Below are 21,557 nucleotides of genomic sequence, written 5' to 3' on the forward strand. Positions count from 1 at the left end.
CCTGCTTGGTCCGGCCGTAGACCCGTTTGTGGGTGGAGTCGACATCGATGAACGCCACCTGCCCCGCGCCCGGCAGCAGCGGGGTGTGTGCGGTCAGCGCGGCCAGGAATTTGCGGTGCGCGGCATGGAGTTGGAGCGCGTGACCGTGGGTGAACACACGCAGGAACGTGCCGAGCGTGGAGGGGGCACGGATCCCGCCGAACAGGGCTGGCATCGCACCGTGCCGCAGGATGTCGAGGTCGTCGATGCTGTCCGCACCCGCGACCATGCCGGCCACGATGCTGGTGACCTTGGCATCCGCCGCGGCACCCGCGCTGTTCTTCGCCCCGGTCAGCTTCACCTTGTCCGCGACCAGACGGGCAAGTCTGCACCGCTCGGCCAGTCGCATCACCGGGACCAGCCCGGCATGCGCGACCAGATTCCGGTCATCGAACGCGGCGGACACCGCCGCAGCGGCATGGGAAGATTGCATCTCGCGGATGCACTCCGATTCTGTGGACATGGAACCCTAGGAAGTCCCATCATCCCAGCTCAGAGGGCATCCGCGTCTTCATGTCCAAGCCCTGGACCGGCTATTGCCCGGTGGATCGAGGCTAAACCGGCGCGCCCCGGACAGATCCGTCAACCAGCCGTACGAACACCTACCGCCAAACACGACCAGCAAGGCCCGCCGGCGAACCGAACCGGGCAAGCATCACGCCACGCCTCGTATGCCGCCACGATTGTGGCGCAAGTATGTGCCACCTTGGCTCATTTGCGTAACAGCTGATGAGCACATCCAGTGGGATCCATGCCGAAGCCGCGGGCTGCTCCGGGTACACCCCCGTTTCCAGCGTGCTGTCGGACGGGCGGCAGGGCCCCTGAGGCGAGACGGCAACCCCATCGGCGAGCCACTCACCAGGAGGGTGTTGTCGTGGAGCTGTCTGCGTGAGGTGATCCTGAGCTTGCCGAAGAGCCTCCGCAGAGGCCATGCGACAGGGCGGGCTCTAAAGCCCGTTCACGGCCGAGTTCCTGGTCTTGAAGGCCCTGCCGCCCCGCAGCGCTGTCGGCGATGACCGTCAGAACGCCGTGCGATGTCCCGGTGGCAGGGACGCGCACGGCGTTCTCGTGTCTACGCGTTTACGCTGCGAGGCGTTCCGCGAGGGCCTTGGCCTTGGTGGCCGCGTCCTGGAAGGCGCGGTCGCGGGAGGTTTCGAACAGCGGCACCAGCTCGGCCATGGCCGGGACGTGCGGGGCCATGGTGAGTTCCGGGACGATGAAGTCGAGGTCGAGGGCGAGCATGCCGGCGAGGGTCGCTGTCAGGTAGTTCTGCACGTACTCGTAGGGCTCCTTCGGGGTGCCGGGCGCGTAGGAGCCGCCGCGGCTGGCGACGACGGTGACCGGGGTGCCCTTGGCGGAGGGGTTATCGCCCGAGGTGCGGCCGAAGAGGATCACGTTGTCCAGCCAGGCCTTGAGGGTCGAGGGGATCGTGTAGTTGTACATCGGCGCGCCGATCAGCACCGCGTCTGCCTGCTCCAACTCCTCGATCAGCCGTACGCGTTCGGCGAAGGCGGCGGCCTGCTCGGGCGTGTGGACGTCCGGATCGGCGAACCCTGCCGTGTGGGCGTGGGCGGTGATGTGCGGGACGGGGTCGACGGAGAGGTCGCGGTAGATCACCGTGCCCTTCGGGTGCTGCTCCTCCCAGGTCGTGCGGAAGGTCTCCGTTACGGCGCGGGAGGCGGAGGCGCCGCCCGGGAACACGGACGAGTCGATGTGCAGCAACGTGGCCATGAAGTATCTCCAGTGAGGGGTGAGATGAAAGGTCGGGCGCTCGCGGCGGGTGCCGCGGGCTCGTGGTCGGTGAGATCGAGGCGGCCGGCGTTCAGGCCGGTGGCCCAGGGCGCAGGACGCCGTCGGGGTCGTAGCGCTTCCACAGGTCGGTGACGCGGGTGCCGGTCGGTCCCGGGTAGGTGCGGGCGAACGTCGTCCGGTCGGGGGCGCTCTCGAAGTTCACGTAGGCGCCGTCGGTGTGCGGGGTGAGGGGGCGCCAGGCGGCGGCCAGTGCGGCGGGGGCGTCCGGCGGGAACGCCGTGGCGATGGCGAGGGTGTTCTGGTGGCGGTGGGTGAACGCGGTGGCCGAGGGGGCAGGGTCGTGGGTCGCGCCGCCGAGTGACCGCAGCTGGATCAGGACCGGGTCGGGGCCGGCCGACGCAGTGACCAGTGCGCGGGCGGCGTCCGGGGTCATGTCGGTGAGCAGTCCGTTGGTCGTGCTGGCGGGCATCTGGCCGGAGTTGGCGTGCAGATGGTGTGGTGGGACCAACTCGGTGTAGGGGACGACGTGGGCCTGCTGGGCCCTCACATCGCTGATGCCGAGCAGCGGTTCGACGGCGTCGCGGATGACGGACGGGCTGTCCGAGGCCACGACCGCGGTGATGAACGCGGCGGTGGTGGTGCCTTGGGAGGACAGCATCACCGCCGTCGACAGCTCGCGCGGCGCCCGTGCCATGACGTCGGCCCAGCGGCGCAGCGTCTCCCCGGCAGGGTCGACCGCGGCGACGAGCTGTGCGTGGCCGACGTCGCGGAGTCCCATGGCCTCGATCTCGAAGGCCACCGCGATCCCGGCACCCGCTCCGGCCCCGCGCATCACCCACAGCAGGTCGGGCTCGGCCTCCGCGTCGGCGCGTACGTACGTGCCGTCGGGCAGGACGACCTCGACGGCACGGATGTGGTCGATGGTGAGCCCGTACTGCCGTACGAGCCATCCGACGCCGCCCCCGGTGGCGATACCGCCGACACCGACGTTGCCGTGGTCTCCCGAGCTGATGGCGAGCCCGTGCGGGGCGAGCGCCTGAGCGACCTGTGCCCAGCGGGCCCCCGCCTCGACGCGGACGAGGCGGGAGCCGCGGTCGAGGACGCCGACCCGGTGCATCGCACCCAGGTCGATGACGAGCCCGCCGTCGTTGGTGCCGCTGCCGGACAGGCCGTGCCCGCCGCTGCGGACGGCCACCCGAAGGCCCGTCTCCCGCGCGAGCCGCAGCGCGGCCGCGACGTCGCCCGCGGATTCGGGCAGGACCACGGCGGCCGGGCGGCCGACGGTGGTGTAGGTGGAGCGCAGCGGCCGGTAACGGCGGTCGTCGGGCGTGACCACCTTGCCCGCGAGCTCGGCCGGCACGGTGGAGAGGGTGGCGTTCATCGCCCGCTCCTGAGGGTGTCGACGCGCTCGCGCACCGCGGGCACGACCTCGTCGGCGAACACTTTGAGCTGCTGCTCGGGGTCGGTGGCGGGCCAGAAGACGAAGGTGTCGAAGCCGAGTTCGATGGTCCACTCGGTGAGGGTGTCGACCCACCGCCGCACATCGCCGACGAGCCCGGGACCGCTCCCGCGGCCGTGGTCGCCGATCACGCCGATCACGTTGTAGACGCGCCGCAGTGTGCTCGGGTCGCGGCCCGCGTCGGTGGCCGCCTCGTCGATGATCCGCTGCCGTGAGGCCACCTCCCGCGGGGGGAGGTAGAGGTTCAGCGGAGCGATCCAGCCGTCGGCCGACCGGCCGGTGACGGCGAGCATCTTGGGCTTCTGTGCGCCGAGCCAGAGTCCGACGGGCTTGGGGGGCACCGGTCCGGCGCGGTAGCCGTCGACGGCGTGGTAGGGGCTGTGCAGTTGTACGACGCCTCCTGCCAGGGCAGTGCGCAGCAGCCCCAGGGACTCCTCGGTGAACGCCACCATGTCCTGGCCGCGTCGCGCCGGCCCGCCCATCGAGGCGATGGCGTCGGGAATGCCGCCCCCGCCGACACCGAGCTGGATCCGTCCGTCGGTGAGCACGCTCAGCGACGCGGCGGCCTTGGCGAGCATCACCGGCGGGCGCAGCTGCAGGTCGGCGACGCCGGTGAGGAAGGAGATGCGGTCGGTGACCGCCGACAGGTGCGTGATCATGGTCCAGGCGTCGAGGTGTCCGGGCTGGTACGGGTGGTCCTGGACGGCGAGGTGGTCCAGGCCCGAGTCCTCCGCCGTACGCGCGAGGCGCCGGGTCAGTGCCCATGTCCCGGCGGAGGGGGCGAGGCTTACTCCGAAGGAGAGTTGGCGTCCGTAGTCGGTCATGAGTCCAGAGTGGGCCGGACCGTCTCACTGGCAAAACGGTGGGTAAGGAGCTAATCTTTTGTAAGTGAACTCCATTCATGACGACACCTGCCCGAGCTTCGAGGACACCCTCGAGATGGTCGGACGCCGCTGGACGGGTTCGGTACTGCAGGCCGCCGCCCAGGGCGCCCGGCGCTTCGGCGAGTACCGGGCGATGATCGACGGCATCTCCGACCGGCTGCTCTCCCAGCGCCTGAAGGAACTCGAGGCCGCGGGCCTCATCGAGCGCACCGTCATCCCCACTACCCCCGTACAGATCCGCTATCAGCTGGCCCCGGACGGCCAGGCACTGGTGAACGCCCTGCTGCCGCTGGCGCAGTGGAGCATGCACCGCTCGGGCCACAGGGGAGCGAGGCGAGTTCCGGCGTCGACGTAGGTCTTTCGGATGCGCGCGGACAGGAGGCCCGCGCACTCACTCCGCCGGTTCGGATGCGCCCAGGCCGTCGGCGAGCGCGGCTTCTCAGCTCGGTGCCAGGCAACTGCCTGGGGCCTGACCGGCGTCACCGGCCTGAGCGAGGACGCCGCCCGCGCAAGTAATCCGGCCCGGTCTCGTCCGCAGTCCCCAGGTGCCGCCGGGCTGCACCTCCAGCCTTCCGGGCAGCACCTGCCTGGCCATGGCGATGCCCCGGGAAACGATCGGCCTCGGCGATCCACCGCTTGCGGCCTGCCCGCAAGATCCTGCAGCCCGGCGCGGGTTGAAGCGGTACAGCCAACGCTGCACCGTCCTCTGGCTGCCGCCCACTCGTCCGTGATCGCCGGCACCCGCAGTCCGGCCCAGCTCAGCTGGACCATCCGGGCCCGCGCACCATATCCGGCGGCGCCTTCAGCTTGGCGTTTAACGTGGGCGGGCTTGGTGTTCCTTGATTGACTCGGCGCGTTTGACCGTCTTGCCGACGTCGTGACCGTACCGGCACGGGTGCACTCAGCCGGCCTGTCCGAGCAGCACCAGCAGCCCGAGCGTCACCAGGGCCAGCGGCACCCAGCGCAGCACCGCCTTCCGGCTGGGGCGCGGCCCTTCACGAAGCAGCGCCAAGCCAAACGGCACCAGCCCGGCGCACAGTCCGGCCAAGGCCACCAGCGACAGAGGGGTGGTCCCCTTGAGCACTCCAAGAGGCAGTGCCGCTGTGAGGCCGAGTGCGGCAGCACGGACCGGGCCGAGCACTCGGGTGCGCCAGGCCCCAAGGGCGAGGACGATCCATCCCGCGAGGATGGCGAGGTTCAGCGCAGCGAAGACGTGAAAGGCACCGTAGCCGGCGGAAACCGCCTCGGTCGCAGATTGAACTCCCTGGGAACGCACCAACTGAAAGGCCAGGTGGTCCACTCCTGCGTGGAAGGCGCGGGCGAACAGGCCGAACATCACCAGAACCCCGCCCCACAGGCCCCAGCCGGCACTCCGCCCCCCGATCCGTGCGGCCAGCACGGCCACAGCGGGCCAGAGCAGCATGCTGCCTGCGGCAAAGAGACCGTATGCGGTGGCCATCAGGGTGGGATAGCGCTCGTACGCGGCGAGTTGGTCGGGGTAGAAGAAGTGGAAGCGGGCCCGCAGCAACGCGCCGGCCAGCATCAGGAGCGGGCCGAGCACCATCGACGTGCCACCCACCCAACGTCCGGGGAAGCCGGTGCCCTCCAGCCGCTCCACAGGCAGCGCGCCACGCAGTCGGGCGCCGATCGTTACCACCGGGGCGGCCATGGATGTAGTCGGGTTCGTCATACTGACGACGATGCCTCCGCCGCCCCTGCGGGGCGTCGAACCAAGATCTGAACTGCGGCATCAGACCTGGGTATGACCAGTCGAACGCCGCTCACCCGGGAACAGAACGCGGCTGCCGCTTCCTGTGAGGGAAACGATGTCGGCCATGAGTCGAGCCATCCGCCGATGTCCGCGGGGCCGTTCGGGTCTGGACCGCCGGGGCCGGCCTCGATGAGCACGAGCGCGCGGACGAGCCCGGAATGCGCGGCGGCGGTGAGCATGGCCCTGTGCCCGCCCAGCGACTGGCCGGCCAGGGCAGGCCGCTGCAGCTCCAGCTGATCGACAACGGCGATGACGTCGGCGACGTAGGCGCGCGGGAGACGTCCCGCGGGTGGCGCTCGCTGGCGCCGTGCCCGCGCTGGTCGACCGCGACAACCCGATACCGGGAACTCGGAATCAGTGCCAGTACGTCCCATCCACCCGCGTGACCGGCCAGGACGTGCAGCAAAACGATGGGCTGTCCAGGCCCGCCCCAGTCCCGGCAGGCAAGCCGGACGCCGTCTCGCACCACCACGTGTTCAGACCATGCCACGTCGGCCCAAAGGCAATCGGCTGGCCTCGATCATGCCCCAACCGCCTCGGGGCGTTCGACGAGCGGGCCGCGTTCGAAGCGGGCTCCGGCGCGGACGAGGGCGACGGGGTGGGGTGCGTTAACGGCCCGCCACCGAGCTTCGGGCTGGTGGCTCAGCGCCGGGTGAGGAGGAGCGCTCGGCGCCAGCGCCTTCTCAGCGTCGGGTCAAGGGCCGACGATGGTGGTGGGGCTGGGGGCCTCGACGTAAATAATCATGAACCGGACGTCATGCGACTACTTCGAAGCCCTGCCCCCACCGTCTCCAGGGTTTTCTCGGAACTCTCGCAACGCGTCATGTTCGAGGACCGAGAGCAGACCTGTGCGGTGCGGGCGCGGCACCGGTGTGGTCGTCCGCTGATGGGTGGGCCACCCGCCGGGCGAGTGCTTCCGTTTGCATGCGGTCCAACTGCCGGTGATCGCGCGTTCACAACAGCAGGTGGTCGAGGCAGAGGTTCAGCCCGGCCTCCAGATGTTCCGCGGAGCCGGTGGAGAGCAGGACGGTGACACCGCCTTGGACAGTGGCGATCACGGCCGCGGCCGTGCGGTCGGCGTCGAGGGCGAGGTTGGCCTCGCCGGCCGCTTGCGTGGCCTCGATACCGGCTCGGACGCACTCCTGCCACCGCCGCACCAGTTGTGCCGATACGGCCTGCGCGGCAGGGCTGTACCGGCCCACGTCGGCGATCAGCACCCCGAGCGGGCAGTGCAGCCCCTGGTCGCGGTAGCGCTCGACAATGAGGTCGCGCCACGCCTCCCAGGCCGCGCGCGAGGTGAGTTCGCTCAGGTACGGCTGCTGGTCGTCGAACACACGCTCGGCTTCAAGTTCGGCGACCGCGAGCAGAAGCTGTTCCCGGCCTTCCGGGAAGTAATAGAACATTTGCCCCTTGCCGGTGCCGCTGCGCCGGCACACGTCGTCGAGCGTGGTGGCGTTCGTGCCGCGTTCCCGGATCTCGGCTGCGGCGGCTTCGACAATACGCAGGCGGGTCGCGGCGCCTTTCCTCGTGGTCATCGCCCAGAGTGTACTTGCAGGTACATTTTCTGGTGCCTACCTTCGGCCGCATGAAAGCGATAGTTGTCAGCGAAGCAGGGGGACCGGAGGTGCTGCAGCTGCGCGAGCGGCCGGCACCTCGTCCGGGCCGCGGAGAAGTTTTGGTGGACGTGCGCGTGGCGGGTGTGAACTTCTTCGACACCGCCATCCGCGGACAGGCCCTGGCCGAGGTGCCGGGCGCGGAAGGCGTCGGCGTGGTGGCGGAGACGGGTGAGGGCGTGCACGGGTTCGCAGCGGGTGATCGTGTCGCGTGGCTGACGATCAACAGCCACGGCAGCTACGCCGAGCAGATCGTGCTCCCCGCGGACGGTGTTGTCACGGTGCCCGACGCCGTCGACGACGAAACGGCCGCGGCCGTGCTCTTGCAGGGCCTGACCGCGCACCACTTCGCCACCGTGTCCCACCCGGTGCGACCGGGGGACGTCGCGCTCGTGCACGCGGCCGCCGGCGGGGTCGGAATGATGCTCACCCAGATCATCAAGGCCCGCGGCGGCGCCGTGATCGGCCTGGTGTCGCGGCCGGAGAAGGCCGGGTACGCCACCGACGCGGGGGCCGACCACGTCCTGGTCTCCTCCGGTGACGCGTTCGTCGAGCCGGTGCGCGAGCTGACAGACGGCGGGGGAGTGCACGTGGTGTTCGACGGTGCGGGCGCGACCACGTTCGCCGCATCGCTCCAAGTACTGCGCACACACGGCACGATGGTGTTCTACGGCCCGCTGATCGGGGACGTGCCGACCATCGCGATGAACGACATCCCCCGCAGCACCCGCCTCACCTACCCCGTGACCGAGGACCATATCCGCACCCCCGAACAACTCAAGGCGCGCACAGCCGAACTGTTCGCGCTCGTCGAGAAGGGCGAGCTGGTCGTCCGGATCGGCGGCCGCTACCCGCTGGCGGAGGCGGCGAGGGCCCACGCGGACATCGAATCGCGTACGACAACCGGGAAACTTCTGTTGATCCCCTGACCGGTGACCGGTGGTGCAGCCTGGTGGGCGGTCGGCGGCACCTGGGTGGGTCGAGAGGGGCCAGTGGTCGCCCGCACGCTTCCGACCTCGGCACTGGTGGACTCGCAGGTTCATGTGTCGCGTATGCCGGTCCGTTAGGAACGCGACCCGAACCGCCCCTCGCCCTGCTCGGTCTCAGACGACACGAACCGGACGTCACGTGACTACGCCGAAGCCCCGGGTGCCGGGCCTGTCCGAGCGGCACCGCCGCCACCGCACCGGGCTGACGGGCTGGCTGCGGTCGATCGCGATCGAGCTCGGCGGCCGTCCGGCCGCGCGGTTGTGCCGCCGCCTGCGGCTGATCGCGGGCCGGACCCGGCTGCTCAGGCTGTTGACGGCGCCGACGGGTCCGGACCGTGCGCCGCGGGTGCTGAGGATGAGTTCGCCTTCCGCAAGGGCTGCACCTACGGCACGGTGCTCCTCGACGTCGAGGCTGGCCGCGCCGTGGACGTGTTGCCCGACCGCACCTCCGAGACGTTCGCGGCCTGGCTGGCAGAGCACCCCGGCGAAATCATGTGCCGGGACCGGGCGAGCGCCTACACCAAGGCGGTCAAGGAGGCTGCCCCGGACGCTTTGGAGGTCGCAGACAGGTGGCACCTGTTGCAGGTGCGCCGTGAGGCGTGGCAAGCGGCCCCGACATAGCGACATCCTTCCCACCCGCCCCACAGGGCAAGCCAGTTCAGATGTCACCCGATCGTGCGGCAGACCCGGCCGTGGTGAGGCTGTGGATGTAGTGCAGCACGAGTGTCTGTTGTTCGCGTTGCGTCAGGGCTGATTTGGTGGATGCGGTGAGGGCGTCCATCTGGATATTGCGGACGGCAGTCCGTAGGCGGATTCCTGAAGTTGGGGCCCAATGAGGTCGAGTGGGTCGGCGGAGCTTGGGAGCACTTTGTGTACATGACCTCGAACGTCTCGGCGACGAGGTCCTCTGCCGTCCAGGCCGGCACCCGCACTCTCGCTATCCGCGTCAGCTTCGATGCGCATTGGCGACGAACTCCTCGAACATCGTGAAACGTTCGTCCATAACAGCCCGTCCGTCGGCCGCGACCCCGCCGAACACGTCGTGCCCGAGCCACGAGGAAGTTGTATCAGCATCAATGTCAGTCCCGGATGCTTCGATGGCTTGCGCAGGACATGTGCGAGGAGAGGAAGACCATGACGCGTACGACGCCGCCGCGGCCCCTGGATCTGGCCGTGGTGTTCCCGGAGCTGGCCACGATGTCGAGGAAGGTCACTCGGCTGCACCCGCGGACGGGGGCACCCACGGTCGCGGACAGCTCGGTGGGCGGTCCGCTGCTGTGGCCGAAGGACGAGCCGTGGCCGACCTGCACCCGGTCGCACGAGGTGTACGAGGTGGTCGAACTGGAGGCGGTGCGCGTGGCCCATCACCTCGCGGTCGCGCTGTCGTCACGGCCGGAGGACGAGCCGAGGACGCCCGAGGAACAGGCGGTCTTCGACCGGAGCAGTCCGAAGGAGATCGACAGTCCCTACACCGATCCGGTGCCGCTGCTGCCCGTGGCTCAGCTCTATGCCCGGGACGTTCCCGGCCTGCCCGTCCCCGACGGCTCGGACCTGCTGCAGATCCTGTGGTGCCCGTTCATGGACCACGACGACGAGATCCCGGCCGTCCATGTGCGCTGGCGCAGTGCCGACCAGGTCACCGCAGTCCTTGCACCGCCGCCGGAACCAACGGTGATCGAGCTGGAAGAGTACTGGCCCGCCCCCTGTGTACTGCATCCGGAACAGGTGAGCGAGTATCCGGCAGCCAACCAGCTGCCCACCGCCGTGGCCGGGGGCGTGCGCGCGTGGGAGGAGGAAACCGGTCGCCACTACTCCGAGTTCGCGGTGGCTCCGGGCTGGAAGACCGGCGGCTGGGGCGTCGTCACCTCGGACGATGACGCGAGTGCACATCCGCCATGTGGCACATGCGGCGCGGAGACCGAGCCCCTCTTCACCGTCGGCCTCAGTGAATGGAACGGGGACAACGAGGGCGGCTGGCGCCCGGTCGAGGACGCCGATGCGGACACCGCTCGGCGGCGATCCTACCCACCGCTGGGCGACCAGACGTTGATCGAACTGGGCGACGAGGAACTGCAGATCTACCACTGCCCGGAGTCCTACGAGCACCCGCCCGTGATCGCCCGCGTGTACCGGACGCTGTGACAAGGTCGGTGAGGGGGGCCGGGGCGGTGCCACGTACATCAGGTTGAGGGAGCGGGGTCCCCGCTGGTGACGCGCGTTACTGATCTCGGCTCGTTAGGGTGATGTTTTGTTGAACTTCCTGATGTGGGTGTGGCGTTGTCGGTAGTCCGTGGTGCGTGAGATATGTGGATGGGGGTGGCCTGACGCCTGCAGCACGGCGGCGCCGGGAAGCGGTGCGGATACAGGCGGCGGAGCTGTTCGCTCAGCAGGTCAAACCACCCGAGGTGGCCCGGCAGCTGTGTGTGAGTGTGAAGTCGGCTACCAGTGGCGGCAGTTGGTGGCGGCAAGGTGGTGTCGACGCGCTGCTTTCGCGAGGGCCGAGCGGGGGCCGGTGTCGCCTGTCGTCGCGCTGCTTGGAGAAGCTCGCCGGGTATCTCGAGCAGGGGCCGGCCGCGCACGGCTGGACGGAGGACCAGGTGTGGACGGCTGCACGGGTGGCCACGCTGATCGGCAGGAAGTTCCACGTCTCCTACAGCGTCTCGGGCGCGAGCGGCTGATGCGCCGGCTCGGTTTCACTCCGCAGATGCCCGCACGCAGGGTGGCAGAGCGCGACGAGCAGGCCGTGACCGGTTGGAAGGACGCGACCTGGGTGGAGGTAAAAGGGCCCGGGCGGCCTGCAGGGGCTACATCTGCTTCGAGGACGAGGCGGGCTTCACCCGCAGGCCGCCCAAAGGACGCACCTGGGGCCGGCGAGGCCACACACCGGTCGTCACCGTAAGCGGACGACGCTCGGGACGCCTGTCGGTGGCCGGGCTGATCGCCTGGCGCCCGGGCTCCCGCACCCGGCTGTGCCACCGCCTGCTCACCCACCCCGCGGGCAAGGGCACGCGCCGCAGCATGAGCGAACGCGACGACATCGCCCTCCTGAACGGCGTCCACCAGCTGGTCAGGGCCCCCATCGTGCTGGTGTGGGACCGGCTCAACACCCACGTCTCCAAGACGATGCAGGAACTGGTTGCCGAACGTGAGTGGCTGACGGTGTTCCTGCTTCCCGCGTACTCGCCCGATCTGAACCCGGTCGAGGGCGTGTGGGCACACGTCAAACGCAGCCTGGCCAACCTCGCCGTCGTCGCACTCGACCCGTTGGAGAAGCGAGTGCGCAACCGGCTCAAACGCCTGCAGTTCCGACCAGACACCCTCGACGGGTCCATAGCCGGGACCGGCCTGCCCCTGGACACCCCCACATCACCCTGACGAGCCGAGATCAGTAACGCCACCCGGACTGCACGACTTCATCCAGTCGCACCTGACCCTGCGCTGGAGCCCTGAGTAGATCTGTCACGCTCGGCGCAGACGCTTCACTCATCGGCCGGACATGCACGTGAGCCACGAGACCATCTACGAGGCCCTTTCACCCAAGGCCGCACAGAACCCCGCCGCGAACCGACCCAAACTCTGCGCACCGGACGTGCCAGGCGACGCCCTCGCCGCCTGGCCGACCGCAGGCGCTTCCGTACAGTCAAGGTCATGATCAGCCAACGGCCGCCCGAGGCAGCCGACCGGGCCGTCCCCGGGCGCTGGGAAGGCGACCTGATCCTCGGCCGCAGGAAGCACTCCGCGATCGCCACTCTGGTCGACCGCAGCACCCGTTACCTGATGCTGGTCCACCTGCCCGACGGCTACAACTCCGCAGCCGTGCGCGACGCCCTCATCGCCACCTTCAAGACCTTGCCGCCCCTCCTAAAAGCGGTCCCTGACCTGGGATCAGGGCACCGAGATGGCCGCTCACCACGGCTTCAGCATCGCTACCAACATCCCGGTCTGCTTCTGCGATCCCGGCAGTCCCTGGCAGCGAGGCTCGAACGAGAACACCAACGGCCTGCTACGGCAGTACTTCCCCAAGGACACCGACCTGTCCACGCACACCCCTGAGGACCTTCGAGCCGTCGCCGCCGAGCTCAACAGCCGCCCGCGCAAGGCGCTCGGCTGGCAAACCCCAGCCGAGCGCCTGTCCAAACTGCTCGCAGCTTGATCAACTCACCACGGTGCTGCAACGCCCTCTAAAGCGGGCCCCTCACCCGAGGGACGGGCCGGGGAGAAGCTGTTCTGCGCCCGGGCGAATGGCAGTGAAGGCTCCGGCAGCGGAACACCCCGTAGGCGGCCCGCCTACCGCAGAGAGCGGAACCACCGCACCACGGCGGCGGTTCCCGCCTGCTGGGAACCCAGGTGGCGCGAGCCGCCGTAGTCAGGGGCGCCGAGGCCGATCGGCGGGGCATGGACGCCGCGGGCGCGCAGGGCGGCCTGGCAGCGGGCGGTGTTCGCGGTGACGGCCTGCTCGTCGCCGTCGGCGTAGTAAAGCCGGATCGGAGCGCGCGGTGTCCAGTCGGTGCACACGCCGTCGGCGATCCGCAGGGCCGCCGCCAGCCGTCCCGTGGGATGGGCCAGCATCGCCCGGCCTCGGGGTGTGAGCAGCGCGTCGATGGAGTCCGGGGTGCCCGCCTCGACCTCCTGACCGGTGTGTATACCGTCCAGCAGACCTTCGATCGTCTGGTCGTACGGCGCGCGGAACACCTGGGTTGGTGTGTCGTACAGGTGGTGCAGGCGGTTGAAGGCGACCAGGATCAGCGCCGTGTAGATCACGCTTGCCTTCGGCTCCGTCTGCCCGGCCAGCAGCGCGGGCAGTTCCGCGTCGCGGAACGCGTACGCGCCGCTGATGGGCGCCACGGCTCGCAGCCGGAACCATCCGTCGGCGCCTTCCTGCAGCGACCGGGCCAGCCCCAGTGCCGCCGAGGCGCCCTGTGAGAAGCCGGTGACCAGTACCTCGCGGCGCAGCTCCCGGCCCTTCGCCGCTGCGACGGCGCGGGAGGCCCGCAGCATGTCCAGGGCGGCCGTCGTCTCCGAGGGCACGTCCATCCAGGGGTGTGGGCCGGAGCCCAAGCCCAACCCGAGGTAGTCGGGAAGCACCGTGGCGAATCCGGCGGAGGCGTAGGTCAGGGCAGGTGCCTGGTCCCAGACGCTGGTCGAGACGGAGGCGACGCCGCCCTTGAACAGTTCGGTGCCGTGCGTGAAGGACACGGTCCGCAGCCGCCGTTCACCGCTCCGAGGTAGGGCCAGCAGTCCGCTGGCCGTCGTGGGCCGACCATGAGGGTCAACTGTGCGGTACACGATCCGGAAGGTGTCCAGACCGTACCGTACGGCGCTGGCGTCCCAGGCACCCGCCTTGTCCCCCGCAAGCTCGGCCGCGACCTCGCGGGCGGTGAGCGTGCGCAGGTGCTCGACCGAAACGAGCGGGCCCCGCGATAAGTCCGCCGCAACGGGCGCGACAGCGGCGGCCCGGGGTCTCTCTGCTGTGTTTGCGACCACGGCCGTCGTGCCGCTCACCGTCAGCGCCACCGACACCGCCGAGACCATCAGTACCCTGCTCATTCGCTTCATGCCGTGACCGTACGTATCCGCCGACACAGCCGACCATCCGGCCAACCCTCCGACATGTGTCGGGTTTTCCCGAGAGTGCGTACGGTGCTCGCCGTCGCTGTCCGACGACGACGTTCCCCACCAACTTGATCCGGCGCACCTGCAGCGACCTCGACGCCGTCACCGCCGAACTCAACAGCCGTCCACGCAAGACGCTCGGCCGGCAAACCCCAGCCGAGCGTCTGTCCAAACTGCCCGCGGTTTGATCAACTCACCGCGGTTTTGCAACGACCCCTGCAATGCGCCTGGTCGGCCCGACCACAGACCCCTTGCCCGAAGTCGGCGCAAGCCGCCAGGAGCGGGCGGACCCGCGTAGGACTGGCCCTCGCGTTCGGCCCGGGCGATCGTGTCGGTGGCCTGGGCTCGCATGGTGGGCAGGCGCAGCAGCCGGCAGGCGGTGTCGATCGCCGCGTCGGATGCCTGTGCGGTCAGGGCATGATGGGCGGTGGTCATGATGAGTTCTTCCGTCGAAGCCGCAACAGCTTGTCCCACTGCTCCAGGCGGGGCAGGGGACGCTGATCGGAGGGCAGAGCACCGGCGAGACGGCGCGGTGTCAGGGGTGTGACCGGGCCGGGTCGAGATCCAATGGTTCCGAGGCGGGGGCGCTGGCGGTGAAGGGCGGTGCCCGCTCGGCTGCCTGGGCCGCCTTGCGTGCTTCCAGGGCGATAACGTCCTCGTTGAAGATGCCCGCCGCGAGGGCCGTGTGGATCCCGGTCACCACGTCGGCGTATTGCTGGTGGCGGTGCAGCAACAGCACTTTGGCCAGGATTCTTCGTTGTCACCGAGGGCCTTCTTGGCCGCGGGCCCAGAATGCTTCGTGGACGGCTGTGAAGGCGCCATCGGCGCGGGCCTCGTGGAGGGCCTCGGAGCGTTCCAGCGCCCCCGGCTTGGTCAGCAGGGCTTCCAGGTAGTGGTCCAGCACGAGGTGCTCGGCACCGCGACCGGTCAGCCGCCGATGGCGGGCGATTTCCCGGCGGCCGTCATAGACGGTCAGGTCGTCGCAGGTGAGCGTGACAGTGACCTTGCGGTCGATGAAGCGGACCGGGACTGAATACCGGCACATTTTCACGGTGATCATGCCGTAGCGGTCCAGGGCTCCGTCAAGTTCCGTGCTTGCGTGGAGGGTTGACGATCAGGCCGGTAGGGGCGGATAGCAGAGCAGGCACCGGGGTTCGTGATCATTGTGGTGTCGAAGCCAGATGATCACGAGGACGTCTCGTGCCTGCTGTTGCATCTTCCCCTATCCCTGCCGTGCCGGAGAAGCTGGGGCCGCGGGATGCGGACCGGATCGCTGACCTGGGCCCCTACCTCGAATCGGTTCCGGATCCGCGCTCACGCCGGGGCCGGTGGCACTCGCTGACGGCGATCTTGCTGATGTGTGCTTGCGCGGCCGTCTGCGGTGCGAAGAGCATCGATGAACTCGCCGAGTTCGGCGAGCGGGCCACGAACTCGCTGCTGGCATCCCCCGGGGTACGCCGTCACCTGCTCGGCTGGCGGCGCAGCCCCGAGCCGGTCACTCTCGGACGCGTCCTTCAGGCACTTGACGGCGACGCGCTGGACCAGGCTGTGGGCGCCTACCTGGCCGACCGGCACCGCGTCACCGCGTCCGCGGACATGCCCGAGACCCGATCGCGGCAGATCATCGCCGTGGACGGCAAGGCCCTCAAGGGCTCAGCCCGCCTGGCCGCGCCGCGGCGCCACCTGCTCTCGACGGTCACCCACGACCGCGTCGCCACGATTGCCCAGGTCGAAGTCGGTGCGAAGACCAACGAAGTGCGCCACTTCAAACCCCTGCTGGCACCGCTCGACCTCGCCGACACCGTCGTCACCTTCGATGCCCTCCACTCGGTGAAGGCCAACATCACCTGGCTGGTCGCGACGAAGAAGGCCCACTACATCGCCGTCATCAAGACCAACCAGCCCACCGCCTACGCCCAGCTCGCCGCCCTGCCCTGGACCTCGATCAAGGTCCAGCACACCGCCACCGCCCACGGCCGCCGCGAGTCCCGCTCGATCAAAACCTGCGCCATCGCCGACAACCTCGGCGGCATCGCTTTCCCCACGCCCACCTCGCCATCCGGGTCCACCGCCGCCGCAAACCCACCGGCCGGCCCGAAACCCGCGAGAACGTCTACGCGGTCACCAGCCTCGCCGCCCATCAAACCCGCCCCATCGACCTCGCCGCCGCCATTCGCGGGCATTGGGGGATCTAATATGCGGGTCTCCGTGTCGATCCCTTGCCGGTGTTCAGGGGGTCTCCTCAGGGCTCGTCTTCGTTGTCTCGCACGCCTGATGGTCAAGGCGGTTGTCAGACCTCCGTCCTAGGGTTGCTGCTATGGACATCGCAGATCCCCAGCGGGTGAGGCTGGAGCCTTGGAGCGAGGGTGACTTCTGGCTCCTGCAGAGAAACAATGCACCTGAAATGACGGAGCACTTGGGTGGCCCTGAGACTGCTGAGAAACTGGTCGCGCGGCACCGGAGCTATCTCAGCCCGGAGCGGGGGCAGATGTACCGGGTCACGTTGTTGGACTCCGGCGACACCGTTGGCTCGGTCGGCTTCTGGGAGCGTGCGTGGCGTGACGGAACCGTGTGGGAGACCGGGTGGGGAGTGTTGCCTGAGTTCCAGGGGCGGGGTATCGCTGCTGAGGCGGCTCGTGCTGTCGTCAAGGCAGTCCGGTCGGCGGGACTGCACCAGTATCTGCACGCCTTTCCGAGCGTGGACCATTCCGCGTCGAACTCGGTCTGCCGTCGGGCGGGGTTCGAGCTACTTGGGGCAGTCAAGTTTGAGTATCCGAAAGGCCATTGGATCACCTCCAATGACTGGCGGGTGGACCTCAAAGGCGTCTGAGGAGTAGGTCAGGAGGCTTCTCCGCCGAGACGACTGAGCAGTCCGTCGGAGCAGGCATGGTGCGTGGCTCAGTCCATGCTCGGCGCCGAACGGGGTGAGGACGACATCGCCTGCCTTGAGCGCGCGTGGCCGGCCAGTGGCCGTGATCAGCCAGGCGCTGCCCGCAGGAGGATGTGGAAGCCGCTGCCCGCAAAGGCGGGAATCGTATGCCCCAAGAGCCCGACTCTCTGACCCGGCAGGCCTGGGCGCGCCCGATCCGCACGCTCCCGATCGCCTCGCTGAGGATGTCCATACCTGCGCCGGTACCGGCACGAGTGATGGCGACTACGCGGCTGGAATTCTCTTGGTTCACAGTTTTTCGTCTTTCGTGTGCGCCTGGCCCACAATGGCCCACGCTTCCCACTACCGCCGCAGCCTAGGAAAATTGGTACGGCAGGCACTTGAACCACAGCGGCATCAAGACAGAACACGTGCGCCACAGGACGGCGTCCGAGAAACGAACGCCGGGTGGATCGACCGGAGATGAACAGCTCGGGAGTGGAGGCCGATGGGTCGCGCGGGTCGTTCGCCGTGGATTCCACCGTTCCGGGGCGCCGTACCGCGAGGATTCGATGCCTTCCGATGTGGATGACAGACGCAGATCGGCGATGTCTTCCACTGCCGGCCTTCAGCCCGGCCACGGTCGCCGACTTCTGGCTCAAGGGACACGTCGCCGGGGTGCCGCATGGTCACCGGGCCTGCATGAAGCTCCTCGTCGGTCTGGCCGAAGGTGACTTCGTCGTCGACGGGACGCTGATCCTCGCCAACCGGATCGCGGCCGATGAGCCGTACTGTTGAGTCGGCACGGAGCGCGGTGCCGATGTGTGCCATCGGTCCGTACGACTCCGCGTCACCACCGAGAGCAGGACAGTTGAGTCGACATTGCCGATGACCGCCGCGGTCGGTTCAGCTTCCGGTCGAGCGGGTTGAGCGGGCGTATTCGGCGGGGGTCTGGCCGTAGTGTTTCTTGAACGTCCGGATGAAGTGGCTGCTGTCGGCGAAGTGCCAGTGGGCGGCGAGTTCGGAGACGCTCAGGCGGACGGGCGGTACGGTGAGGGCGAGGCGGGCTTCTTCCAGCCGCCGACGGCGGATGTAGGCCGACACGGACTCTCCCACCGTGGCGAAGGCCCGCTGGAGGGTGCGTACGGAGACGTTGAGCTCTCGCGCCAGCATCGCGGGAGAGAGTTCGGGATGGGCGAGGTGGCTGTCCGCGAGGTCCTTCGCGGCCTCGGCGAGCGCGGGAGCGAGCCTGGGCTCCACATCGTCGAACCCGTCCTTCACCACCGCCTTGGCCAGTTCGATCAGGGTGCTGTGCGCGGCCTGCTCACCGGCCGGGCCGAGGTCGGCTATGGTTGCGTGGACCGCATTCGTGTGGGCCACCAGCAGACGCAACTCGGGGGAGTCCACGGGCCCGGTGATGCTGCGATTCCCGAGCAGTGGTGTGAGCATCGCAGAGGGCAGGAAGATGAGCTGCGCCGTCGTGTGCGGTGCCGACTCGAAGTGCGACGGCCGCCCGACGTGCCGCAGGAGGAACTGCCCGGCCGGTACGGTCTGCTCATCGCGACCGCGTGGGTCACGCACAGTCCATGCGCCGCGCCGTACCACCTGCATCCGAACCTGATCCTCGACGTTGCCCAGGATGGCTTTTCCTCGGGCGGCTGACGCGCCGTGGACATCGACGGTCACCACGTCGCGCACCCTGGCGCCGCGGGCCCTGACCCGGAAGTTTTCGATCGTGGCCGGGCTCAAGGTCGGCAGCGGGAAGACGGCGCTGAGCTGCGTCTGCCGCGCGTGCCGGAAGGCCTCGAATCCTGGCGGTAGGGCGCCTGGGACGGTGGAGTCCAGGGAGAACACCCCGCGCGATCCGTCGGTGTCCACTGGCGTTCCGTTCATCGCCGTTCGATACTCCTTCCATTCGTTGCTCTGACGCCAGCCCGTGGCGTGCTGGTGAACCCCTCCGGGATCGGTGGAGGCTCCGGAGCGCCCCTGCTTCGGTGGAGTCGAGTTGCTTGATTTCACGCTACCGGTGGGGTGCGCGGTTCGTACTCCACCGGGCTGAGCGGTTGCGTCCAGGGAAGTGGTGACGGGTTCTACCTGATCCGGGGGTTTGCTCCGGCGTTGGGATGAGGCCCGCATGGACTGACGGCCACCGGCTGATCTTCGAGATGTCGAAGCCTCGAAGGAGATCAGCACGATGACCGCACCCGACAGTCAGCCCCTGCGCGCCCTCGCGGAAGAGAATCTGGCCTCGGCGAGTCCCGACCTGCTGCGGGGACGGGAACCATCTGGCGGCCCGGGGAATGTCCGACAGCCGCGCCACGGCCTGGCCGGACGTACAGGGCATCGAGATGGAGGTGAACCCGGGACCGGGGGGCCGCAGGCGGCGCCGACCGGATCGTCTTGCTCTACGACGCATCGGGCCGACGGCGCATCCTGCCGCATCTCACCGACCGCAGCACTCCGGATCTGGAAGGCGAAGTGGCGGCCCTGCGTGACGCACCGCCGGGTGACGTTGGCGGCGTTGAGAATCTCGCCGTTCTCCTTGGTGAAGACTGCGGCGGGGTCTCCGCCCAGGCGCTTTCCCGAAGAAAGAGACCCTCCAGGGCCCCGGTGCCTGGCCCGACGAGCGCGAAGCCCGCCTCGACCTGTTCCGCTGGCTGCACCGCTACAACACCCGATGCCGCCACTCCAGCCTCGGACAACGCAGTCCCGTCGCCTACGAGACAGCGCTCGACACAACATCCCCTACCCTGCCCCAGCCGCATAGCCCCTGTCCAAGATCAGGGGTCAAGTCCCGGTCTGCTGGCAGCCGCGCGTGGGACACACCAAGCGCCGCACCCGCACCCGCGGTGCCTGCGGAGTCCGTGCCCGCAGCACGATCCGCTCGCCCTCGTCTCGGCCACATCCTCTATGACCAGCGGGGACAGGCCTGAGAAGACCGTCTATCACGCGCCGAAGCGGCGCTGTCGGTGGTGGTAGGTGGTGAGCGCCGTGAGGAAGTCCTGGAGGGTGAGGTCCGGCCAGTTGACGGGGAGGAAGAACAATTCGGAGTAGACGGACTGCCAGGGCATGAGGGTCGACAGGCGCTGCTCTCCCGAGGTGCGGATGATTAGGTCGGGGTCGGGTTGGTCGGCGGTGTAGAGCTGGGCGGCGATGTCCTGTGGCGCCAGGGCCTGGGGCAGGGAGTGCAGGGTGCCGTGGGCTAGGTGGGTGGTGAGCAGGGAGCGTACGGCGTCGGTAATCTCTTCTCTGCCGCCGTAGCCGATGGCGATGTTGACGGTGGTTCCGGCCACCTGGGCGGTACGTTCGCGCACTTGGTTGAGGGCGTGCTCGATGTCGGGGCCGAGGCGGGCGAGGCGGCCGATCGGGCGGAGCCGGTAGCGGCCGGTGGCGGCGAGTTTGCCGAGAGTGGTGACGATGGTCTCCAGAGCGTCGGCCATGACAAGCGGGTCACGGTGGACCAGGTTGTCGGCCGAGGCCGCCATGAGGGTGACGACCTCTATGCCGGCGTCAGTACACCATGGAAGGAACTCCATCACTCTGTCGGCTCCGGCACGATAGCCGTCCTCGGGTGGTAGCCCGCGTTCGGCGGCCCAGCGCCGGTTGCCGTCGAGGACCGCGGCCAGGTGGCGCAGGGGCCGGGCGCGGAAGGCCGTCACCGTACGCTCACGACGGGGAGTTGGGTGCGGTGCCCGGTGCGGCCGTCGCGGTCGGTTGTGAGGGCTTCGCCGGGGCGGGTACTGCCCAGGACGAGGCTGTAGCCGTCGTTGTGGCGGGGCTCGTACGGCAGGAGTTCCACGTCCCAGCCGGTTTCACCCGACAGGTGGCCGAGGACGCCGTTGACGAAGTCGTTGAACGGATTCAGCTCGCAGGCCGTGCAGTTCAGCTTGGCGGGGCGGCCGAGCGCGGTGCCGACACCCCGGTCGATCACCGTGTGTAAGGTGTTCATGGTGGGGTCGTCGCGGAGGCTGCCGACCGCGGAGTGCTGCTTGTAGTCGGCGTGGCCGCCGGCAATGCAGCAGGCGGCATAGTCGGTGGACGAGCCGAACGTGGGGCGCTGCCGACTGGTGAAGCAGCGGTCCATCAGTTTGACACTCGCCGTCACGCCGGCCTTTCGGACGAAGACGGTGTGCCGCTGGGTGTGCTGTGGGAGGTTGAGGGAGAAGGCCTCGTCGGCCATCGCCTCGACCTTGTGCAGGTCCGCCATGATGGCGCGGGCCTGGTCGTCGGTGAAGCGGCTGGTCACCGTCCCGTAACTCTCCTGGTGGATGGCGGCGAAGTCGCAGCCGGTCGCGCGGGCCAGTTCGGCGAAGGGGACGATCTGGTTGAAGTTCGCCTCCTGGATGACCATGCTCATCCCGATCACGGCACGGCTGCCGGTGGCGTTGCGGTCGCCGATGACCAGGCGCAGGTTGTCCATGCGCTCCTCAAAGCCGCGTACAGCGTGGGTTGCCGCGCGGCACCCGGGGCCGACCTCGCGGCCACCCCCCGGCACCCCAGGGGCGAAGTGTCCGTTTTGCCCCTGGGGTGTCATCCACTACCACCCCTAGTACCGGGAAAATCGCCTG

The 21,557-nt window shown here is 68.9% G+C and carries 18 protein-coding genes and 5 pseudogenes; 10 read left to right on the forward strand and 13 right to left on the reverse strand.

The window, feature by feature from the left end:
• The 4 genes and pseudogenes from EF387_RS44405 to EF387_RS44420 all read right to left on the reverse strand — a co-directional run.
• Positions 1-472, reverse strand: a pseudogene (locus EF387_RS44405) (IS1380 family transposase); the annotation flags it as partial.
• Between the two features lie 647 nt (positions 473-1,119).
• The gene (locus EF387_RS44410; protein WP_128382282.1) at positions 1,120-1,770 is read right to left on the reverse strand and encodes an FMN-dependent NADH-azoreductase; all 651 of its coding nucleotides are present in this window, start codon (positions 1,768-1,770) and stop codon (positions 1,120-1,122) included.
• A gap of 91 nt (positions 1,771-1,861) precedes the next feature.
• On the reverse strand, positions 1,862-3,172 hold the full coding sequence (locus tag EF387_RS44415; protein ID WP_128382283.1) for an FAD-binding oxidoreductase: 1,311 nt from the start codon (positions 3,170-3,172) through the stop codon (positions 1,862-1,864).
• Positions 3,169-4,074: an LLM class flavin-dependent oxidoreductase gene (locus EF387_RS44420; protein WP_128382284.1), complete on the reverse strand. Its 906-nt coding sequence runs from the start codon at positions 4,072-4,074 to the stop codon at positions 3,169-3,171. Before EF387_RS44420 ends, EF387_RS44415 begins: the two co-directional genes overlap by 4 nt.
• Positions 4,075-4,138: 64 nt before the next feature.
• On the opposite strand from EF387_RS44420, the gene EF387_RS44425 reads away from it, so the two are divergent.
• Positions 4,139-4,489 (forward strand): winged helix-turn-helix transcriptional regulator, encoded by a 351-nt coding sequence (locus EF387_RS44425; protein ID WP_238432055.1) that lies wholly within the window; start codon positions 4,139-4,141, stop codon positions 4,487-4,489.
• 546 nt (positions 4,490-5,035) lie between these two features.
• Here the strand turns inward: EF387_RS44425 and EF387_RS49150 are convergent.
• The 3 genes and pseudogenes from EF387_RS49150 to EF387_RS44440 form a co-directional block, all read right to left on the reverse strand.
• A complete protein-coding gene (locus tag EF387_RS49150; RefSeq protein WP_238432056.1) occupies positions 5,036-5,824 on the reverse strand; it encodes a hypothetical protein in 789 nt (262 codons plus the stop codon).
• A 104-nt stretch (positions 5,825-5,928) separates the two neighbouring features.
• A pseudogene (locus EF387_RS44435) lies at positions 5,929-6,395 on the reverse strand (alpha/beta fold hydrolase); the annotation flags it as partial.
• Between the two features lie 463 nt (positions 6,396-6,858).
• Positions 6,859-7,440 carry a TetR/AcrR family transcriptional regulator gene (locus EF387_RS44440; RefSeq protein WP_128382285.1) on the reverse strand — a complete coding sequence of 194 codons (582 nt, stop codon included), beginning with the start codon at positions 7,438-7,440 and terminating at the stop codon, positions 6,859-6,861.
• A 50-nt stretch (positions 7,441-7,490) separates the two neighbouring features.
• Here EF387_RS44440 and EF387_RS44445 point away from each other — a divergent pair, with 50 nt between their 5' ends.
• From EF387_RS44445 to EF387_RS44470, 5 genes and pseudogenes are all read left to right on the forward strand, one after another.
• Positions 7,491-8,447, forward strand: a complete 957-nt coding sequence (locus tag EF387_RS44445) for a quinone oxidoreductase family protein (RefSeq protein ID WP_128382286.1) — start codon at positions 7,491-7,493, stop codon at positions 8,445-8,447.
• A gap of 321 nt (positions 8,448-8,768) precedes the next feature.
• Positions 8,769-9,128, forward strand: a complete 360-nt coding sequence (locus EF387_RS50315; RefSeq protein ID WP_420802704.1) for a transposase — start codon at positions 8,769-8,771, stop codon at positions 9,126-9,128.
• A gap of 513 nt (positions 9,129-9,641) precedes the next feature.
• Positions 9,642-10,649, forward strand: a complete 1,008-nt coding sequence (locus EF387_RS44455; protein ID WP_128382288.1) for a hypothetical protein — start codon at positions 9,642-9,644, stop codon at positions 10,647-10,649.
• Positions 10,650-10,804: 155 nt separating this feature from the next.
• Positions 10,805-11,882: pseudogene (locus EF387_RS50320) on the forward strand (IS630 family transposase).
• Positions 11,878-12,660 (forward strand): annotated as a pseudogene (locus EF387_RS44470) (IS30 family transposase); the annotation flags it as partial. The pseudogenes EF387_RS50320 and EF387_RS44470, both read left to right, overlap by 5 nt.
• A gap of 134 nt (positions 12,661-12,794) precedes the next feature.
• Here the strand turns inward: EF387_RS44470 and EF387_RS44475 are convergent.
• Positions 12,795-14,063, reverse strand: a complete 1,269-nt coding sequence (locus EF387_RS44475; protein WP_238432057.1) for an alpha/beta hydrolase family protein — start codon at positions 14,061-14,063, stop codon at positions 12,795-12,797.
• Positions 14,064-14,182: 119 nt separating this feature from the next.
• Between EF387_RS44475 and EF387_RS49160 the strand changes: the two are divergent.
• A pseudogene (locus EF387_RS49160) lies at positions 14,183-14,308 on the forward strand (IS30 family transposase); the annotation flags it as partial.
• A 347-nt stretch (positions 14,309-14,655) separates the two neighbouring features.
• On the opposite strand, the gene EF387_RS44480 reads toward EF387_RS49160, so the two are convergent.
• Both EF387_RS44480 and EF387_RS44485 read right to left on the reverse strand, forming a co-directional pair.
• Positions 14,656-14,859, reverse strand: a complete 204-nt coding sequence (locus EF387_RS44480) for a hypothetical protein (RefSeq protein WP_128382289.1) — start codon at positions 14,857-14,859, stop codon at positions 14,656-14,658.
• 21 nt (positions 14,860-14,880) lie between these two features.
• On the reverse strand, positions 14,881-15,195 hold the full coding sequence (locus EF387_RS44485; protein ID WP_420802705.1) for a Mu transposase domain-containing protein: 315 nt from the start codon (positions 15,193-15,195) through the stop codon (positions 14,881-14,883).
• Positions 15,196-15,353: 158 nt separating this feature from the next.
• Here EF387_RS44485 and EF387_RS44490 point away from each other — a divergent pair, with 158 nt between their 5' ends.
• The 3 genes from EF387_RS44490 to EF387_RS44500 all read left to right on the forward strand — a co-directional run bounded on the left by EF387_RS44490 (position 15,354) and on the right by EF387_RS44500 (position 17,787).
• Positions 15,354-16,427 carry an ISAs1 family transposase gene (locus tag EF387_RS44490; RefSeq protein WP_238432058.1) on the forward strand — a complete coding sequence of 358 codons (1,074 nt, stop codon included), beginning with the start codon at positions 15,354-15,356 and terminating at the stop codon, positions 16,425-16,427.
• Positions 16,428-16,437: 10 nt separating this feature from the next.
• Entirely contained in the window at positions 16,438-16,950 is a 513-nt protein-coding gene (locus EF387_RS44495; RefSeq protein ID WP_128382291.1) for a GNAT family N-acetyltransferase, read from the forward strand.
• A 627-nt stretch (positions 16,951-17,577) separates the two neighbouring features.
• Positions 17,578-17,787: a hypothetical protein gene (locus tag EF387_RS44500; RefSeq protein WP_128382292.1), complete on the forward strand. Its 210-nt coding sequence runs from the start codon at positions 17,578-17,580 to the stop codon at positions 17,785-17,787.
• Between the two features lie 108 nt (positions 17,788-17,895).
• Here the strand turns inward: EF387_RS44500 and EF387_RS49165 are convergent, their stop codons facing one another.
• The 3 genes from EF387_RS49165 to EF387_RS47840 form a co-directional block, all read right to left on the reverse strand.
• Positions 17,896-18,882, reverse strand: a complete 987-nt coding sequence (locus EF387_RS49165) for a helix-turn-helix domain-containing protein (protein ID WP_238432059.1) — start codon at positions 18,880-18,882, stop codon at positions 17,896-17,898.
• Between the two features lie 1,052 nt (positions 18,883-19,934).
• Complete coding sequence (gene uppS, locus EF387_RS44515) at positions 19,935-20,648, reverse strand: polyprenyl diphosphate synthase (protein WP_202918577.1); 714 nt, start codon at positions 20,646-20,648, stop codon at positions 19,935-19,937.
• Complete coding sequence (locus EF387_RS47840; RefSeq protein ID WP_202918578.1) at positions 20,645-21,409, reverse strand: hypothetical protein; 765 nt, start codon at positions 21,407-21,409, stop codon at positions 20,645-20,647. Before EF387_RS47840 ends, uppS begins: the two co-directional genes overlap by 4 nt.
• Positions 21,410-21,557: the final 148 nt, after the last annotated feature.

Source organism: Streptomyces cavernae (assembly GCF_004023625.1).
GTDB classification, from domain to species: Bacteria; Actinomycetota; Actinomycetes; order Streptomycetales; family Streptomycetaceae; genus Streptomyces; species Streptomyces cavernae.

What these genes read in the sequence shown, in the direction of transcription:
- EF387_RS44410 (WP_128382282.1), bottom strand. Translation starts at nt 1,770, where the DNA reads ATGGCCACGTTGCTGCACATCGACTCGTCCGTGTTCCCGGGCGGCGCC.
- EF387_RS44415 (WP_128382283.1), bottom strand. Translation starts at nt 3,172, where the DNA reads ATGAACGCCACCCTCTCCACCGTGCCGGCCGAGCTCGCGGGCAAGGTG.
- EF387_RS44420 (WP_128382284.1), bottom strand. Translation starts at nt 4,074, where the DNA reads ATGACCGACTACGGACGCCAACTCTCCTTCGGAGTAAGCCTCGCCCCC.
- EF387_RS49150 (WP_238432056.1), bottom strand. Translation starts at nt 5,824, where the DNA reads ATGACGAACCCGACTACATCCATGGCCGCCCCGGTGGTAACGATCGGC.
- EF387_RS44440 (WP_128382285.1), bottom strand. Translation starts at nt 7,440, where the DNA reads ATGACCACGAGGAAAGGCGCCGCGACCCGCCTGCGTATTGTCGAAGCC.
- EF387_RS44445 (WP_128382286.1), top strand. Translation starts at nt 7,491, where the DNA reads ATGAAAGCGATAGTTGTCAGCGAAGCAGGGGGACCGGAGGTGCTGCAG.
- EF387_RS44455 (WP_128382288.1), top strand. Translation starts at nt 9,642, where the DNA reads ATGACGCGTACGACGCCGCCGCGGCCCCTGGATCTGGCCGTGGTGTTC.
- EF387_RS44475 (WP_238432057.1), bottom strand. Translation starts at nt 14,063, where the DNA reads ATGAAGCGAATGAGCAGGGTACTGATGGTCTCGGCGGTGTCGGTGGCG.
- EF387_RS44495 (WP_128382291.1), top strand. Translation starts at nt 16,438, where the DNA reads ATGGACATCGCAGATCCCCAGCGGGTGAGGCTGGAGCCTTGGAGCGAG.
- EF387_RS44500 (WP_128382292.1), top strand. Translation starts at nt 17,578, where the DNA reads ATGACAGACGCAGATCGGCGATGTCTTCCACTGCCGGCCTTCAGCCCG.
- EF387_RS49165 (WP_238432059.1), bottom strand. Translation starts at nt 18,882, where the DNA reads ATGAACGGAACGCCAGTGGACACCGACGGATCGCGCGGGGTGTTCTCC.
- EF387_RS47840 (WP_202918578.1), bottom strand. Translation starts at nt 21,409, where the DNA reads ATGGACAACCTGCGCCTGGTCATCGGCGACCGCAACGCCACCGGCAGC.